At 38.8% G+C, this 17,982-nt stretch carries 10 protein-coding genes; 8 read left to right on the forward strand and 2 right to left on the reverse strand.

Annotated features, from left to right (window positions below):
• Positions 1 to 88 precede the first annotated feature (88 nt).
• The 8 genes from BR73_RS0110430 (at position 89) to BR73_RS0110465 (ending at position 16,438) form a co-directional block, all read left to right on the forward strand.
• On the forward strand, positions 89 to 9,034 hold the full coding sequence (locus tag BR73_RS0110430) for an SDR family NAD(P)-dependent oxidoreductase (RefSeq protein WP_033165472.1): 8,946 nt from the start codon (positions 89 to 91) through the stop codon (positions 9,032 to 9,034).
• A 143-nt stretch (positions 9,035 to 9,177) separates the two neighbouring features.
• Positions 9,178 to 10,071, forward strand: coding sequence for a hypothetical protein (locus tag BR73_RS0110435; RefSeq protein WP_033165473.1), 894 nt, complete (start codon positions 9,178 to 9,180; stop codon positions 10,069 to 10,071).
• The gene (locus tag BR73_RS0110440; protein ID WP_033165474.1) at positions 10,065 to 11,321 is read left to right on the forward strand and encodes a 2-phospho-L-lactate transferase CofD family protein; all 1,257 of its coding nucleotides are present in this window, start codon (positions 10,065 to 10,067) and stop codon (positions 11,319 to 11,321) included. Before BR73_RS0110435 ends, BR73_RS0110440 begins: the two co-directional genes overlap by 7 nt.
• Positions 11,302 to 11,952 (forward strand): HAD family phosphatase, encoded by a 651-nt coding sequence (locus BR73_RS0110445; protein WP_033165475.1) that lies wholly within the window; start codon positions 11,302 to 11,304, stop codon positions 11,950 to 11,952. Before BR73_RS0110440 ends, BR73_RS0110445 begins: the two co-directional genes overlap by 20 nt.
• 144 nt (positions 11,953 to 12,096) lie before the next feature.
• Positions 12,097 to 13,389, forward strand: a complete 1,293-nt coding sequence (locus BR73_RS0110450) for a glycosyltransferase (protein WP_033165476.1) — start codon at positions 12,097 to 12,099, stop codon at positions 13,387 to 13,389.
• Positions 13,355 to 14,116: an enoyl-CoA hydratase/isomerase gene (locus tag BR73_RS0110455; protein WP_033165477.1), complete on the forward strand. Its 762-nt coding sequence runs from the start codon at positions 13,355 to 13,357 to the stop codon at positions 14,114 to 14,116. Before BR73_RS0110450 ends, BR73_RS0110455 begins: the two co-directional genes overlap by 35 nt.
• A 134-nt stretch (positions 14,117 to 14,250) precedes the next feature.
• Positions 14,251 to 15,510 (forward strand): hydroxymethylglutaryl-CoA synthase family protein, encoded by a 1,260-nt coding sequence (locus BR73_RS0110460; protein ID WP_033165478.1) that lies wholly within the window; start codon positions 14,251 to 14,253, stop codon positions 15,508 to 15,510.
• A gap of 463 nt (positions 15,511 to 15,973) precedes the next feature.
• A complete protein-coding gene (locus BR73_RS0110465; protein ID WP_033165479.1) occupies positions 15,974 to 16,438 on the forward strand; it encodes a hypothetical protein in 465 nt (154 codons plus the stop codon).
• Between the two features lie 433 nt (positions 16,439 to 16,871).
• On the opposite strand, the gene BR73_RS0110470 is transcribed toward BR73_RS0110465, so the two are convergent.
• Together BR73_RS0110470 and BR73_RS28730 are read right to left on the reverse strand one after the other, a co-directional pair.
• Positions 16,872 to 17,051 carry a hypothetical protein gene (locus BR73_RS0110470; RefSeq protein WP_033165480.1) on the reverse strand — a complete coding sequence of 60 codons (180 nt, stop codon included), beginning with the start codon at positions 17,049 to 17,051 and terminating at the stop codon, positions 16,872 to 16,874.
• A 117-nt stretch (positions 17,052 to 17,168) separates the two neighbouring features.
• Entirely contained in the window at positions 17,169 to 17,825 is a 657-nt protein-coding gene (locus tag BR73_RS28730) for a hypothetical protein (RefSeq protein ID WP_156034684.1), read from the reverse strand.
• Positions 17,826 to 17,982 lie beyond the last annotated feature (157 nt).

Below are 17,982 nucleotides of genomic sequence, written 5' to 3' on the forward strand. Positions count from 1 at the left end.
GGAGCGTTATCCTGAGCCATTTTACAGGTATATCAGAGTGTGTTTATAAAAATTGCAGGAGTAAAGATTAATATACAGGAGGGGTGATATGTCAGGAAGCAGCAGAAAAGAAGATAGACCATTAAGCAGTGTTCACAGAGCAGAGGATAATAATAACTCTTCTGCCGGACATATGCTGAATTACTATGAAGAGCAATGGAGTGAGACAACGCCTGGGAAAAGTCTTGAGAATAACAAAACAGCAGGAATGGAGGCTATTTTAATCTTTGGGGTGAAGGAACTCCGGGTAAGTATCGACAGTAATATAGCAGATAGAGACCATATCGTCACTGTATACAAAGGAGACAGGTTTCAGAGCCTTAGCGGACAGGAGTATGAAGTTAATCCACACAACCAGGAGGATTATATAAAACTTCTGAACAATATAAAAGAGAGTGGCCTTAAAATAAAGAATATCCTTTATTTCTGGCCATTAGATTCCAGTGGCGTGGATCAGACTGTCATACAAAAGCTTATCGATGGAGAGTCCTCTGTTTTAGATATCGAAACCTCCTGGATGTCGGAAGAGGTAGAGAATCTGTTTCAGGTTCTTAAAAGCATAGTACCGTCAGGAATGAAGCACTTATCTAAAATTCTTGTATTTACCCATAAGGATGAAAGATTCATGAATCCTTTTCATGAGATTATAGCCAATTTTGGAAAATCCACCGGTTTTCTTATGCCGGAATTAGAATTCTCAACGATACATATCAGTGATATACAGAAATTAAATAATATTATAAGTGATGAATTGTCTTATTCATATTCTGAGCCGGAAGTTTTTTATAAGAAGGGCAAGAGGTACATAAAAACCTATAAAAAATCAACGGCTCCTTCCTCTGAAAAGGCGGACATAAGCTCAGGCTCGGCTTTTTTAATCACAGGGGGAGCTGGAAAGCTGGGGATGTTATTTGCCAGATATTTAGTAGAAGAATACAAGGCCAATCTGGTACTGGTCGGACGTTCCGATTTAGATGATAAGAAAAAGGCTATGCTGGAAGAACTTAAAAAAACAGGAAGCCAGGTCTTATATCAAAAAGCAGATGTCACCAGCAAAACACAGATGCAAAAGGTAATCAAGGAAGCAAAGAAGAAGTTTGGCGTACTGAGTGGTGTAATTCATGCCGCAGGTTTGGTAAGTGATAAGCTGATTTCCCAAAAAGGGTATGAGGAATTTAATGCAATTATACAGGTGAAGATGCGTGGAACCATTGTACTGGATGAACTGACAAAAAATGAACCACTGGAATATTTTATTCTTTTTTCCTCCACCTCATCAATTATCGGAGATTTTGGACAATGTGATTATTCCATAGGGAATCGGTTCCTTGACTGCTATAAGGAGCTTAGACAGTCCTTAAAGGAAAACGGCTTACGGTCAGGAAAAACCATAACCATAAACTGGCCCTTATGGGAAAATGGCGGGATGCATCAGGACAAAGACGCAGAAAGTCTATATCTTCAAACTTCGGGGTTAAGTTATCTAAAGGACTCTGACGGTATCAGGGCATTTAACGAAATACTGGCGCTGAACAGGGGACAGGCAATTGTATTCTTTGGGAACTCCGAGAAAGTTGACAAAATCTTAGGGCTTAGTAAGGATATTCACCTAAAAGAAAACCTGAATGCACAAAAGCTGCCAGAACAAAACCATGAACCAATAATAATCCCCACAGAGCCAAAGAATAGAAAAGGCGAGAGGCTGGATACTTATCTGGAAGCTGATATAAGAGCCATTGCAGCAGAGATATTAAAGGTTAATGTAAAGGATATTGAGAGTAATCTTAACTTTGGGGATTATGGTTTTGATTCAATTTCCTTAAAGATATTGGTTAAAAAGCTAGGAGAGAAATATAACCTTGAATTGTCACCAGCCATATTATTTTCTGCCAGTACCATCAAAGGCCTGGCGGATTATTTACGAAATGATTTTTTCAATGTAGTAGCTAAGTATTATGAACGGGCAGGAATGAATGAAGGATGGAAAAAAGTAAAAAACGGAATTGAAACTATCAGAGAAGGAACAAACAGAGAAGGAACAAACAGAGAAGGAATAAACAGAGAAGAAACAAGCAGAGAAAAAACAAGCAGAGAAAAAACAAACGGAGAAGAAACAAACGGAGAAGAAACAAACGGAGAAGAAACAAGAAGAGAAAAAACAAACAAGGGAGAAACAAACAATACAGAAACAAATTTAACAGAAACAAATAGAAAAGAAAAAAGTGCACCGGTAATCTTAAAAAAAGATATCGTGAAAAAGCTCCATACTGAAAATGAGACAAGTATAACAGTAACAAATGAAAAAGGAGCTCTTAGCCATAAACGGTATTTGGTACCTCTGAAACATCATTTTCAGGAGCCTGATAATAATTATGTTACCGGCAATCAAGAGCAGATTCCCTATGAACCTGTTGCAATCATAGGCGCTGAAGGATTATTTCCCGGTTCAAAAGACTTAAACGAATTCTGGGACAATCTAAAGGAGGGCAGGGATCTGATCACAGAGATTCCCCCTGACCGATGGGATTGGAAAGAGTACTACAGTGAGGACCGACTGGCAAAAAACAAATCAACATCCAAATGCGGTGGTTTTATTAAGGAGGTTGATAAGTTCGATGCAGCTTTTTTCAATATTTCACCAATGGAAGCAGAGCTTATGGATCCACAGCAGCGCCTGCTTCTGCAGACGGTATGGAAAGTAACCGAAGATGCGGGTTATAAAGCCTCTGAATTATCCGGAAAATCTGTCGGTGTTTATATTGGTGTTCAATTCAATGATTATCAGGAATTGCTGCAGGAATCGGATGAAATGAAACCTCAGATTGTAACCGGTAATTCTCATGCGGTTTTAGCTAACAGGATATCCTATTACATGAATTTTAAAGGACCCAGTGAAGCTATTGATACTGCCTGCTCCGGCAGCCTTGTTGCAATCCATCATGCGGTTAAGTCCATACAAAGGGGAGAAAGTGAAATGGCCGTAGCCGGTGGTGTTAGTTTGATGCTTTCTCCTAAAACCTTTTTAAGTGCCAGTAAACTAGGGGTCTTATCTCCCGATAACCATTGTAAAACCTTTGATGAAAGTGCCAACGGCTATGTAAGAGGGGAAGGTATCGGTGTCATACTGCTAAAGCCCTTAAAGCAGGCAATAAAGGACCGTGATAACATTTATGCAGTGATTAAGGGCAGTGCCCAAAATCATGGGGGAAGGGCGAACTCCTTAACTGCGCCTAATTCTGATTCCCAGGCGGAAGTCTTAATGGCTGCTTACCGGGATGCCGGAATCGATCCTGCTTCTGTTACTTATATTGAAGCCCATGGAACCGGAACGGAACTTGGAGACCCGGTGGAAATAGAAGGCTTAAAGAAAGCCTTTAAAGCGTTAAGTATAGATAACCGGAGGACCATAAGTGAACCCAAGTGCGGCCTGGGATCAGTAAAAACGAATATCGGTCATCTGGAACCGGCAGCAGGAATTGCCGGAATTATTAAAGTCATCCTGGCTATGCGTAATCATACCATACCGGCAAGTATTAACTTTCATAAACTTAATCCTTATATAAATTTTGAGAACAGTCCATTTTATATCGTCTCAGAAACCAAAGACTGGCTTCCCTTAGAAGACCTGCAGGGAAACAGAATACCCCGCCGTGGAGGTGTTAGCTCCTTTGGATTTGGGGGTGCCAATGCACATATTGTACTGGAGGAATATAATAGGGAAGAATTCCCGGAGGCAGCAGAGGAGTCCCAGCTTATTGTTTTATCCGCAAGAAGTGATGAAAATTTAAAAGAATATGCCATGAATTTATTAAAGGCTCTACATACTTACGGCAACGATAACATTCTCTTTTCCTTAGATCAGGTAGCTGTGGCAGACCTTGAGAAATCCCTCAAAGGAAATCCAGAGCCCTGCCCCGGTAAGAAGTATAGCCTTGAAAATATTGCATTTACCCTTCAGTCAGGCAGGGAGGAAATGAATGAAAGGCTGGCTTTTGTTGTAAATAACCTGGAGGAATTACGAAACTCCTTAAAACAATATGTAAACGGAGAAAAGTCAAAGCACCTGTTATCCGGCAATATTAAAAAGGCACGGGAAAGTTATGAGCTGTTAGGCGGGGATGAAGATGCCGCTGCAATGGTAGAGCAGTGGATAAGCAAAGGAAAATTAACTCAGCTGGCAAAGCTATGGATCACAGGCTATGAAATTAACTGGAAACTGCTTCATAATCCGGATACCGTTCAGAGAATCTCCTTACCTACCTATCCTTTTACAAAGGAAAGCTATTGGTTACCGGCAAGTTCTAAAACTGTAAAGAACAAAGAAATAGCTGCCTTAATTGATAAAACAGAGTATCTTATGAGTTTTGATGGAGAAATAGTATTTAGTAAAGAATTAAAGCTCCAGGAAACAATTGTTAAAGATCATATCATCAACGGGCAGAATATATTTCCGGGTGTTGGATATATGGAAATGGCCTACCAGGCAGCAAGGATTATTTTTAACAGTAAGGAAATCGAGATTTGCAAGCTCTTCTGGTTAAGTCCTCTAATAATGAATAAATCTTCTGCCAAGCTTGTTATTTCTTTAAAAAAGGAAGAGGAGATATTATATTTTGAGATCAAAGAAGCTGCTAATGGTTCCAATGCTCTTGTCTATGCCAGGGGTGAATTACATAAAAAAGCAGAGAAGTCAGCAAGTGGACAGAGTATATCCCTGGAAGATATAAAGCAAAGATGCTCTCGGATAATAAAGGGAGAGGAGCTTTATAAACAATATGAACATGACGGAATCAGCTATGGGACTTATTTTAAGGGTATCAAAGAAGTTTATATGAATGACCGGGAGGTGCTTGGCATTATTCATATACCCGATAACAGTGGTCCTGATTTAAAAACCTATACTCTTCATCCTGCTTTATTGGACAGTGCCTTACAAACAATCAGCTGTATTGCAGGGGCAGAGGGAAAGATAAATCTACCCTTTGCAGTAGAGAGATTTGAATTACTAAAACCTTTAAAACCTGTTATGTATACCTATGCCAGAGCCGCCGGTAATAACAGCTATGAGGTTTCACTGATGAGTGAAACCGGTGAAATCTGTGCCAGATTCCACAAGTATGTGTTAAAGGAAATCCGCAGTAAATTACCAGATATCTATTACCAGCCGGTATGGAGAAATTCACCCATACTCACGGATTCACAAAAGGAAATAAGCAATGAGATTTTATCTTCTCAGGAGACTGCGGTGATAATCTATTCCAAAGAGGGAGCATATGTTGCGGACAGAATAGCCGAAAAGCACGGGAAAGCAATACGAGTATTATTAGGAAAAAATAATACCAGCATATCAGAGGATTACTGGGAAGTAAAGTATGCTGCACCGGATGCTTTAGGTGAGACAGTAAAAAAATTAAAGGATAGAAAGCTAATATACTTTTTGGGAGGAATTCAGCTGAAACCTCTAAAAGAAGATGATCTGGATGCAGTACGTGATGCCCAGGAAAAAGGAGTAATCAGCCTCTTTCGATTAATAAAAGCCCTGGAAAGCAGTAAAGCCGGTAAAAAAACAGTGGACTTAAAAATTCTTACCAATAATATCTACCCTGTTAATAACAGTCCTGTCATTTTACCTGCTGCCTCCAGTATTCACGGATTTGTCAAATCATTGGCGAAAGAATATACCAAATATAGAATTACAACAATGGATGTTGATTTACTAACCGATATGGATAATCTTGATACGGTATTAAGACCTGTATTTTCAGAGGCTTATAATCCCAACGGTGAAACTGTAGTTTTTCGGGAGGGCGAACGTTATGAACGTAGGATAGAGCCACTTCAGATACCACTGGTAAAACAAAGTGTATTAAAGGAAAAGGGTGTTTACGTTATTCTTGGCGGAGCAGGGGGAATTGGCCTTATACTAAGCCGGTATCTTTCAAAAGCCGTAAAAGCAAGGTTGTTTCTAGTCGGCAGAAGCGGTTTAAACGAGAGCAGGATAAATACAATCAAAGAAATTGAGTCACTTGGCGGAACTGTTCATTATTATCAGGCAGATATCACAAATAAAGAGAGCCTGGAGGCAGCAATCAAAGAAGTGAAAGCTGCCTGGGGGAATAAGATTAACGGCGTTTTTCATTCTGCAATGGTATCAGCGGATAAGATGATATATAAGATGACGGAAGAAGATTTTAAAGCAGCCCTTGAGCCAAAGGTATATGGAAGTGTAGCATTATACTCCGTATTTCAAAAGGAGGCTTTGGATTTTATGGCTTTCTTTTCTTCGACCTCCTCACAGATAGGAATGCCAGGACAGAGCAATTACGTAAGCGGATTGAATTTTAAGGATAATTTCGCCAGCTATATACAGGATAAGTTATCCTGTCCGGTAAAAATATTTAACTGGGGGTATTGGGGAATTGGTTCCGGTGAGCAGGAAGAATTCAGGGAAAAAATGAGGAAAACCGGTATACAGGCAATAGAACCCAGAGAAGGTATGGAAATTGTTGAGCGGGTACTGAATGCCAATGAGAGTCAAGTCTTTATTCTCAAAGCCGAAAACAAAGTTCTAAAGCAGATGGGAATAACATCTGGTAAAGCTAATTCAGATGCTGCTGCCAATCAGATTTTCCAAGGAGAAATTAGAAATTCTAACGGTACTGTAGCAGGAACAGAAATTTCTGTACATAGTAAGCAGATAGCAGAGGAGTATCCGAATAAGGAGGATATACTAGCTGTAAAAGAGTTCATCCGTGATTATCTTACAGGAATTATAGCAAATAATCTGAAATGTGAGAAGAAAAGTATAGAAAACCATACAAGCTTCCAGGAGTATGGTATCGACTCTATTTTAGGTTTTCAGATATATGGGGATTTAGAAGAGAGTTTTGGTGATATCCCTACAACCCTGTTTCTGGATAACGATAATATTGAGGAACTTGTTGCTTATTTCATGCAATATAAACAGGACAGAGTCCATCAATTGTTTTATGCAAGCAACGGCGGACAAAGCAACGGCAGGCAAAGTGATGGCACGCTAAGTAACGGCAGGCAAAGCGATGGCATGCAAAGTGATGGCATGCAAAGTGATGAAAGGCAAAACAGTGGCAGACAAAGTGATGACATACATAGTGATGGCAGACAAAACAATGATGAACAGAGTAATGACGTTCAGAACAATGAGTTACAGGAGAATATATGGAAGAACACTGCTTCAGGCAATACTGAATCTGTCAAAGTAGTGAACCGGGAGATTGTTAAAAGTAAACTGATTTATTTTTTACAGGAGACAATCGCTGAAATTCTTAAATGTAATAAAAACAGTATAGAAGCCCAGCTAAGTTTCGAAGAATTTGGTATCGATTCCATCTTAGGGTTTCAGCTTCTGGCAGCTTTAGAAGCCAGTTTTGATGATTTACCGGCTACTTTATTCTTAGATAATGCGAACTTAGAGGAGCTCTCAGAGTATTTACTTCTTCATTATTCCCAGAAAGTCAAATCTATGTTTAGGGAAGATATTAATAAGTCAGAAACAGAAGCAGCAACTGCCAGAATTCAAATAATTGATTCAGAAGATCCTGCCAGCAGGAAATCAACGGTTGAAACTAAAGATATGTCCGGTAGTAAGCTAAGAGGTGAATCTGAAGATATGCCTCCCAGAAAGTTAAAGCTCCAATCAGAAGATATGACCGATAGGAAGCTAATAGCTGAATCAGAAGATACAGCCGGTTGGAAAACAATAGCTGAATCAGAAGATACAACCGGTAGGAAGCCGATAGCTGAATCGGAAGATACAGCCGGTAGGAAGCCGATAGCTGAATCAGAAGATACAACCAGTTGGAAACCAATAGCTGAATCGGAAGATACAGCCGGTAGGAAGCCGATAGCTGAATCAGAAGATACAGCCAGTTGGAAACCAATAGCTGAATCAGAAGATACAGCCGATAGGAAACCAATAGCTGAATCAGAAGATACAGCCGGTAGGAAGCCAAAAGCTGAATCGGAAGATACAACAGGTTGGAAACCAATAGCTGAATCAGAAGATACAGCCGATAGGAAGCCAATAGCTGAATCGGAAGATACAGCCGGTAAGAAACCAACATCTGAATCAGCAGAAATCAAAGTGAAGAAGCTGGCTGAAAACGAAGAAGTCAAAGAACTCCGGTTCTCAGATTTAGTCAAAGAAAAAACAAAGGATATCAAACTACCTATTGATCTGGAAAGCTTTCTGGTAGAGGTTGAGGATAACACTAAAATTGAGGTAAGCATTAAGGGGAAAGGTGAGCCGATTTTGATTATTCCGGGTCTGGCAGTAACTACAGTGATCAGTTCCTATCAATTTATAGAATTATCCTCCAAATATCAGGTCATAGGAATCAACCTGCCAGGCCATGGAAGAAGTGACGGAACAGAGGATCTTTCCTTTAAAGGTATCAGTGAGATCCTTATAAAAGTCCTTGATAAATTGGAGGTCCATCAGCAGTTACATGTAGTGGGAGGCTCTTACGGTGGAATCATAGCACAAAACATTGCACTGGAATATCCCGAGCGGGTTAAGACTTTGACCCTTATCGGAAGCATTACCGCTACCAAGTTCGAAGGAGTAGCTCAGGTATTCTCTTTTACGGAAGCTGTAACGAAAGATTTTGAAGCCGTCAAACGAAATGCCAGGTCTTCTGATGTAATTCAAAATATTGATTACTATTTTGATTTATATAAGCACAGCCAATCCACCAATAGCCCCGTGTTACTAAAATATCTGGAATTAATGAAAGTAAGAATGACCACCAGAGAGGTGCTGGAACAGATAACGGTACCTACTTTAGTAATCGTAGGTGCGGTAGACACGGTAGTAGAGACGGAGGAATCCAGGCTTATTCATTCAAAAGTCAGAGACTCCAAATACATAGAGATTGCAGATGGAGGTCATTTTATACATCTTACCCATCATGAGCTCGTAAGCAACGCAATCCTTGAATTTCTGAAAAATTATTAATAGAGTAATTCCTTGAATTCCTGAAAAATTATTAATAATGCAATTCCTTAAATTTCTGGAAAATTATTAATAATCCAATTACAGGATTTTAGAAAATAACAAGGAAGGTAATCAACATAGTAACAACTGTAAGGAGGTGGGTTATGTCTGTTGAAGTGGTTAAGGATAACTGGGATAAGTTATGGAAAGAGGGGTTAATACACTATTACCCAAAGGAGAACAAAGAGATTACTTTACTCAGTGAAAGCTTTCCTTTAACCCTTGAATATGCACCGGAAAGGGCTAAGCGGTTTCAGGGGGGGGAAAATCAAGAGCTTCCATTGGGTACCGAAATCTGGAAGAGGAAGGATTGTTTATATGAATTTGATAATCTGGTGCTGTTGGCAAACAACAGGCCGGTAACGAGGTATCACAGTATTTTATGTTCCAGAGAATATCACCCTCAAAATGAATTAGCTTATGAGGAAATCTATGAAGTAACCAGCTTGGTGGAACGCCATGGCTTCAGGGCTTTCTTAAATCTCGTTGGAACCGCAGCTACCTTAAATCATTTTCATACCCAGGTACTGTTTGACCCCTTTCATCTTGAGAAATTACCTTATGAGCTCATGGACAATAATATCGGAACTATCCCGGACTATCCGGGAGGAAACCTGCTTATTACCGGTAAGGCAGAGCAAAGGTGCAAGCTGTTATTCGACCTTATGAAGGAGCTTACCAATTCAGAAACCCTTATAACAATTAAAAAAAATGGAATGTTAAGCGAAACACCTCTGTTTTCGCTTCTTTTTTGGGAAGATAAAATTTTATTTGTACCCAGGAGAAAGGAAGTATCTGTAACAATAGATTCCATGGTGGGGGGGTTGGAGCTAAGCGGCCATTTTTTGATTACAGCACCCCTTACTCCGGATAATCCCTTTGAAGGGGTTCAGTATGAATCCTTATTAAGCATAATCGAGGAAGTAACCTATAGCCAAAATGATATTAATAACTTTTTACAAATCAATTCACAATTTAAAGGAGGATTATTATGTTAAAGGTAGCTGTATTTTCAGGAGGCAGAGGATCTAACACATTAGTAAAGGAGTTGGTAAAGGACGAAACCTTAAGGCTTTCACTGATTGTTAATGCATACGATGACGGGAAATCCACCGGTGAGATCCGGGATTTTTTTAATATGCTGGGTCCCTCCGATATAAGAAAGAATCAAGAGAACCTTATGTCACCTAATTTTGAAAATTACAAGATTTGGTCTGAAATATTTAAATATCGTTTTCCAGAAGATATTAAACATGAACAATGTATTCATATCTTAAGTTCATTTGTTAACGGGAACAGTAACAGAATTGATAATATTATGATCAATGACAGTAACCTTGAGTGTCTGATCAAAAAGCTGTTAAGCCAGTTTTTGACCTCACTTGAGATATATGAGAAAGTACAGGGCAGGGAATTTAACTTCTCCGACTGTTCGTTATCCAACTGCTTATATGCAGGTGCTTATGAAATCCTGGATAAAGACTTTAATAAAACCATCAATCTGTTTAATCTGCTTCTCCATGTACGTGGTGATGTTGTACCAACTAATCTGGAAAACAAAAAATTGGTGGGTATCAGGGAAAATGGTATTATCTGCTATGATGAAGCCGAAATTGTAGAACTTCGTTCCAGTGACAGAATCAAGGATATCTTCCTGATTGATGAATATCTGGATAAAGAACTGATAGAAAGCAAATTTACAACAACCAGAGAAAAGATGGATTATCTTTCCCGGATACAGAGCTATGTATATGGAACGCCTGAAGCAATACAGACAATTAACAATGCCGACATTATTATTTATGCGCCGGGGACCCAACACTCTTCCCTCTTCCCAAGCTATATGACAATGGGAATACCGGAAGCCATCTATTCCAATACCAAGGCACTGAAAGTGTTTATCTGTAATATCGGTGAGGATTATGAAACGCCTGATTATACTGCCAGTGAATTCCTGACCAGTGCATACCGATATCTGACCAGAAATGCCAAACTAAAACTTCCTCTTTCTGATTTTATCCATGTAGCTCTGGTAAATACCTCACGATCTGATACAAAAGAGGAAATTCGCTATGTGGAGAATGATTTTCCGAAACTGGAAAAATTACCGATTAATATCGTTTATGGTAATTATGAATCCCCTACGGATTTGGGCAAGCACGATGCCGTAAGCACAGTTGCAACCATTAAAGATATCTACTACAACCGGTTTTTTAAGGAATTAACCTATGAAATTAAAGTGGGATGATAGAAAGTATGTTATTTTTGATTTTGACGGTACCATAGCCGATACAAACCGCCTGCACAGTGCTGCTTTTGAGGAGGTATTGACCCCCCTGGGGATATCTGATTTTCATTATGATTTCTATATGGGCAGGAAGACCAGGGAAGTATTTAAGGAGTTCTTCCGGTCAAAGGCCATCTCCTATTCTGAAAAAGAAATAGAGGACTTCACAGACAGGAAGCAAAAGCTGGTCAGGAAGTTAATCACTCAGAAATTAGAGGCTTTTGAAGGGGCGATACCGTTTATCAGACTCTTGAGAAATAAGGGAAAGATACTGTCGGTAGCTACTTCCTCTTCCAGAGCAGGAGTAACCTTAGCCCTGAACAAATTAGGGTTATATGAGGATTTTCAATACATTATAACCGGGGATGACGTTGAAAAAGCAAAACCTTCACCAGAAATCTATCTGAAGGCTTTACAACTGGCAAATATGCAGCCTGGTGAATCCATCGTTATTGAAGACTCTCTTAGTGGCTCTCTGGCAGCAAGGCAGGCGGAGCTGGATGTGATAATTGTGAATAACAAAAAATTAAGCAATCTGTATTATTGCACTGATTTTCCATTTCTGGTTCGGGATTTTGAAGAGGCAGAATAAATGTAAAGCAGAATAATAGCAAAGAAGAATAATTACAAAGCAGAATAGAATATTCCATGATAGGCCTTACAGAACGGTTTAATAAGATTTCAGATTCACCTTATGATTAATAAAAATTAAAAAGATGGAAAGAAGGAAATTTGTATGGGAAAAATAGCAATCACAGTTGTGGGTACACACGGTGAAGTACGCCCCTTACTAGCCCTGGCAATTGAGCTGCAAAATGCCGGTCACGAAGTAATCCTGTGTGCTCCCCCAAATGAAAAGGCCTGGATTACCGGCTATGGTTTAAATTTCTGCTCCTCCGGCTGTGATATTAATAGTCTGATCGGCAATTTAAACGGATACATGGGACACCCTGTCCGCCTGTTAAAAGCAGTTAAGAAAACCCTGCATGATATTATCGGCGGACAGTTTGAATTAGAAAACAGTATAAAAGACATGGATCTGATTGTTGGAAGCGGTGAACCTTTTGCAGTTCCTTCAATTGCAGAAAAATATGGGATACCTTTTGTGTTCCTTAACCTGGTGACACAGTTTATGCCCTCCTCAAACTATCCGCCTACAGTAATTCCCTGGCAGAATTTACCCAAATGGGTAAATAAGGCGTTATGGCGTATTGTTAACTCCTTTATCAATTTATCCCTGGTCGGTATTATAAATAAACAGAGGGATATGCTTGGACTAAAACCCATCAAGGATATTTATGACCATATAATCGGCAGCTTTAAAACCTGTATTATTGCGGTAAATGAGCTGCTGGATAAAGTACCGGAGTACAGGTTTGATTATATCCAGACCGGCCTGTGGCATGTACCGGAAGTAATAGAAGAAGAGATGGAACCGGGATTAATTGAATTTCTGGAAAGCGGTCCTCCGCCGGTATACATAGGCTTTGGCAGTATGACTGATTCAAATCCCAAGGAAACCAGCAGGATAATAGAAGAAACCATCAATACCTTAGGCGTAAGAGCCATTATATCAAAAGGCTGGGCAGAGCTTTGTACTAACGTTGACAGGAAGAACACTTATATGATTGGATATGTACCCCATTATAAGCTGTTTCCCAAAGTGGCTGCCGTAGTCCATCATGGGGGAGCCGGTACGGTATATACAGCGGCCTGGGCCGGTGTACCCCAGGTATTAATCCCTCATATGCTGGACCATTATTATCAGGGAGCATTATTATACAAAAAGCATTTAATACCAAAGGCAGTAAGCCGTTCCAAATTAACAAGCAAAAAATTAGCCGCAGCTATTAAAGAAGCTATAAGTAATAAAGAGATTATTAATAATTGTGCCTGGATTGGCAGAGAATTAAGGCAAATTGACCGGGAGGGAATAAAGAAAGCAGTAGAAACTATTGAAGAAGTATTACATAATACCATTGCAGGAGGAGTATATGACATATCAGACACTCAGAGTGCAATGGAATGATAAGCGCTGTTTTATCCAGTTATACAGGCCAGATGCAAAAAATGCCATAAGCACACAGATGGTGGAGGAATTATATGAGGTGCTGGCACAGTGTGAAGACAGGGTCAATATTATTGTATTGGAGGGGCTGCCTGAGGTGTTTTGCTTGGGAGCGGATTTTGCGGAGATTTCTTCTGAAGGTAATAGCAATACCAGCAGGAACAATTCAGAAAAACTGTATGAAGTATGGGTTAAGCTGGCAACAGGCCCTTATATAACCATAGCCCATGTCAGAGGAAAGGTTAATGCCGGTGGTATTGGTTTTGTTGCTGCCAGTGATATCGTTTTGGCGGATGCTACTGCTGAATTTAGTTTGTCAGAGCTGCTATTCGGTCTCTTTCCTGCCTGTGTACTGCCTTTTTTGATACGGCGTATCGGTTTTCAAAAGGCACATTATCTTACTATCATGACACAGCCGGTTTCTGTCTCCAAAGCTTTAGAATGGGGGTTGGTAGATGTTTATGAAGAAAAGAGTGATTCCATCCTGCGCAGGCATTTACTACGGCTGGAACGGCTGCCAAAGTCAGGAATTACGGAATATAAAAGATATATGAACCAATTGTATAACAAGCTTTCAGCGGATAAGGACTCTGCCGTCGCAGCCAATCATAAGATGTTCCTGGATCCTCAAAATCTTGACTGGATCTATCAATTTGCCACAAAGGGGAAGTTCCCCTGTGAGAATTAGAATAAGTGGGGGAATATCAGCACCACTGTAATACAAGCCGACAGAGCACGCAGAAGAAAGTTAATAAAGAAATTTTTTAAATAGAAATAAAGAAATATCAAACGAAAGATTTGATATTTACGAAAGGGGTTAAAATGACAAGTGTCGGAATAGAAGCAATTAATTTTTATAGCGGACTTGCTTATCTCAATGTCAAGGAATTAGCCGAATATCGCAAGCTGGACACTACCAGATTTGAAAACCTGCTGATGGAAGAAAAAACAGTGGTATTACCCTATGAGGACCCTATTACCTATGGCGTTAATGCTGCAAAACCCATTGTGGATGCCTTAAGCGAAGACGAGAGAAATCGAATTGAAATGGTTATTACCTGTACGGAATCGGGTATCGATTTTGGTAAATCCATTAGTACCTATATCCATCATTATTTGGGCTTAAGCAGAAACTGCCGCCTGTTTGAGCTTAAGAATGCCTGTTATTCCGGAACAGCAGGTTTTCAGATGGCTATTAATTTCATCTTATCGGGCAGCTCAAAAGGTGCAAAGGCGTTAGTAATTGCTACGGACATCACCCGCTTTATGGCAGTTGACGGAGGGGAGGCTTTAACAGCTGACTGGTCCTTTGCAGAACCCAGTTCCGGGGCAGGGGCAGCAGCAATATTAGTCAGTGAAAAACCTTATGTTTTTCAGATAGATGCAGGTGCTAACGGCTATTATGGCTTTGAAGTCATGGATACCTGCCGTCCCATTCCGGACAGTGAGGCTGGGAACTCGGATTTATCGCTATTATCCTATTTGGATTGCTGCGAGCAATCCTTTCTTGAGTATCAGAAAAGAGTAGAAGGGGTGAACTATAAGGATACCTTTGAATATCTTGCTTATCATACACCCTTTGGAGGCATGGTTAAAGGTGCCCACCGCAGTATGATGCGTAAATTTCTAAAATCCAGTCCTGCAGAGATTGAAAAGGATTTCAGAGAAAGGGTAATGCCAGGAATGAAATACTGCCAGAGGGTAGGGAATGTTATGGGAGCGACCATATTTTTATCACTCCTTGGTATCATAGATTATGGCGACTTTCATACACCAAAACGGATTGGGTGTTTTTCCTATGGGTCGGGGTGCTGTTCGGAATTCTATAGTGGTGTGGTCACAGCAGAAGGTCAGAGGATACAGCGAAAATATGCAATTGAACAGCAATTAGATTCCAGGTATAAGCTGTCTATGGATTTATATAATAACTTACTAAAGCAAAGTGATCTGGTGAAGTTTGGTACACGCAATGCAAAACTTGATTTTGAAGTGATTCCGGGGCTTCTGAATCTGGACAGGAAAGAGAAGCTGTTGTATCTTGACCAGATTAATGAATTTCATAGGGAATATGTGTGGATATAATACAGAAAAGGGGTAAGAACTGAGTTATAACGTTCTTGCCCTTAATTATTTTATATATGATTTTATTGTGAACTTCCTATAGATTTTCCGACGGAACTTTATTTCTCTCCATTAATAAAAACGGATTTGTAGATATTAGTGTTGATCAAATAAAAAATATGAAAGGATTACAATTAGCTTTTTTCTTTTTTAGCGGAATAGTTGAAATTTTCTAATGGTATCAAGTATTGTTCCATTCATTAATAAAACAAATGATTTAAATATGTTTCTAGAATATTTTAAAACAAGAAAGAGGTGATAGTGTATCAGAGTATCCAAATGACCTTGCTATGATTTGATGGATACAAAGATAACGTGTTGACAAAAAAAGGAATTCGGGGTATGGTTTTATTAATGAGCAAGTACTTGAAAATTGGCATTAGATTCCATTTCAATTAGAATAGAAAAAGTAAGAAAGGGCAAAATGAAAACTAAAACTAAATCATTAGTTATTTTTTTTATTATAATAATTGTTGTTATTTCTGCAGTTATTCTTAATTACTATAGAAGGCTTGATAATGGTCCTGGCGTTTTCCCAAATACGGAAGTTTACTATATTGGTAAAGTGGTTGATTCATATAATAAAGACGGCAGAAATATATTGAAAATTTCACCTGTTATAAGTAAGTATGAAAACGTTTATCAAATAGATAGAAACCTTCAATTAGAGTATGATGTTAGTAAGATTAACATCTCAACCAGAAGAGAACCTAGTAGTAAAGGTAAAGATCTTAATTCGAGCGAAGTAATAAATAAAATTAAAGAACTTAGGAATAAAATAAATGTAAACACAATTATTTTATTCAAAGTAAAGGGTAATTCTCACAAGTATAATGATGAAACATACGAAATAGATGAAATAGCAGTATATATTGGAAGCGATGAATAACCCACCGGATTTTTAAGTGTCCAAATCCGTGAGATAATCCTTGGACAAGAGTGAGATTCTCCAGTTCTGGGACTAAGGACTTGTTTAGTTCATATATGTTTTGGTCACTGTCCTAATTCACACTAATAAACTTATAAGAGTAGGACAAGAATTGTTCAAAAGAACTGAGGCAGCCAAGACGTACAAATAGGGAATGGATGGAGCTCATACAGCAATGCCGCACCAACACAATGAGTGACAAAGAGTTTTACTTGACAACCCCAAAAACAGATTAATAATAAAAGCATGGGCAAGGACCAATGAAAAATGGCCTTGCCCATAAATTACACTTGAAATTTTATAACAGTTTTTCGAGTTTACACGAACTATGAAACGGTCTCCAGAATAGATTAACCTTTGTTTTGACTTCCTTTAGATAGATAGTTGGTTTGCCTCAATCTATCTGCATTGTTTCACCTAGATCGAATTCAAGTGGAATAAAAGACTTAGGAAGACTGCCTTTGATTTCCTTAACAGCAGCACGAACGGTTGATTCAGCGCCTTTGAAATTTTTTTCACTAACCAATCTGTGATAGATTCGTCTGGCTGTATGAGACTGCTTTTCAAGTCCCATTTGCTTATTTTCTTCAAAACATTTAAAAATAAAATCAAGTACAGCAGGTCAATATTTACATATGAAGTACTGAGTCCTAAAAGATCTGTTACAGGTGATCAATTATTTGATTTTTGTTTAGTTAAACAGACTTAAGGAGTTATCCTTTAGTATATTCCGGTCTAATTTATTCAGACCGCTTATTGGAATGGTAAAACGGATAAAGGCTTTTCCATTGTCTGTGTATTTCTTCAGACCGGCACCGACAATCTGAGCATATTTATTCATATAATCATCGACTTCACTTTCCATAGAATTATAAGCCGGATTATTATCACAGTTTACAAACCCATTAATTTCTATAATTCCTTCGCATTCGTCTAATTCAATATTTCCGTAATTTGAATATTGATTCTGAGCTTCCCTGTTCAGATATTCTACCGTATATAATAAAGAAGTCAGGACCATCTGGTTAAGTATATGGTAATCCTTCTCCCCAATTTCAAAGGATAGATTAATATTATGTTTCCGGCTGGTTTTATTTGCATAATTGATAAAGACTTTCCACGAGATATCGATTAGCTGAATATAATTAAGTATATGAGCGGCGTCTTCATTTTCTGTCATATGCTGTGTGATATAGCTGTAGATGGTCTGGCTGTTTAATTCCTCTTCTTTGGTGGTGTAAATTTTAGCTAATACCAGTTTTTTTTGATTAAGAAAAATAATAAGATCATCTTTTTTTCTTAAATTTAGGTACGCTTCATATAAAAGAGCTTCCATAATATTAAACAATACAAAGATCTCCCCAATAAAGCCTTCTTTGGGTCTATACATTCCTGTTGTTGATAATTTTATATTCATAAGGATTATAATTTCTATGATAAAAGCGGATAGAAATAAGAATTTAACCAGGGGAGATATATTCTTATTATTATCTATCAGCAATATG

The sequence above is a fragment of the Clostridium sp. KNHs205 genome, from assembly GCF_000702945.1.
Classification (GTDB): Bacteria; Bacillota; Clostridia; order Lachnospirales; family Lachnospiraceae; genus Anaerocolumna.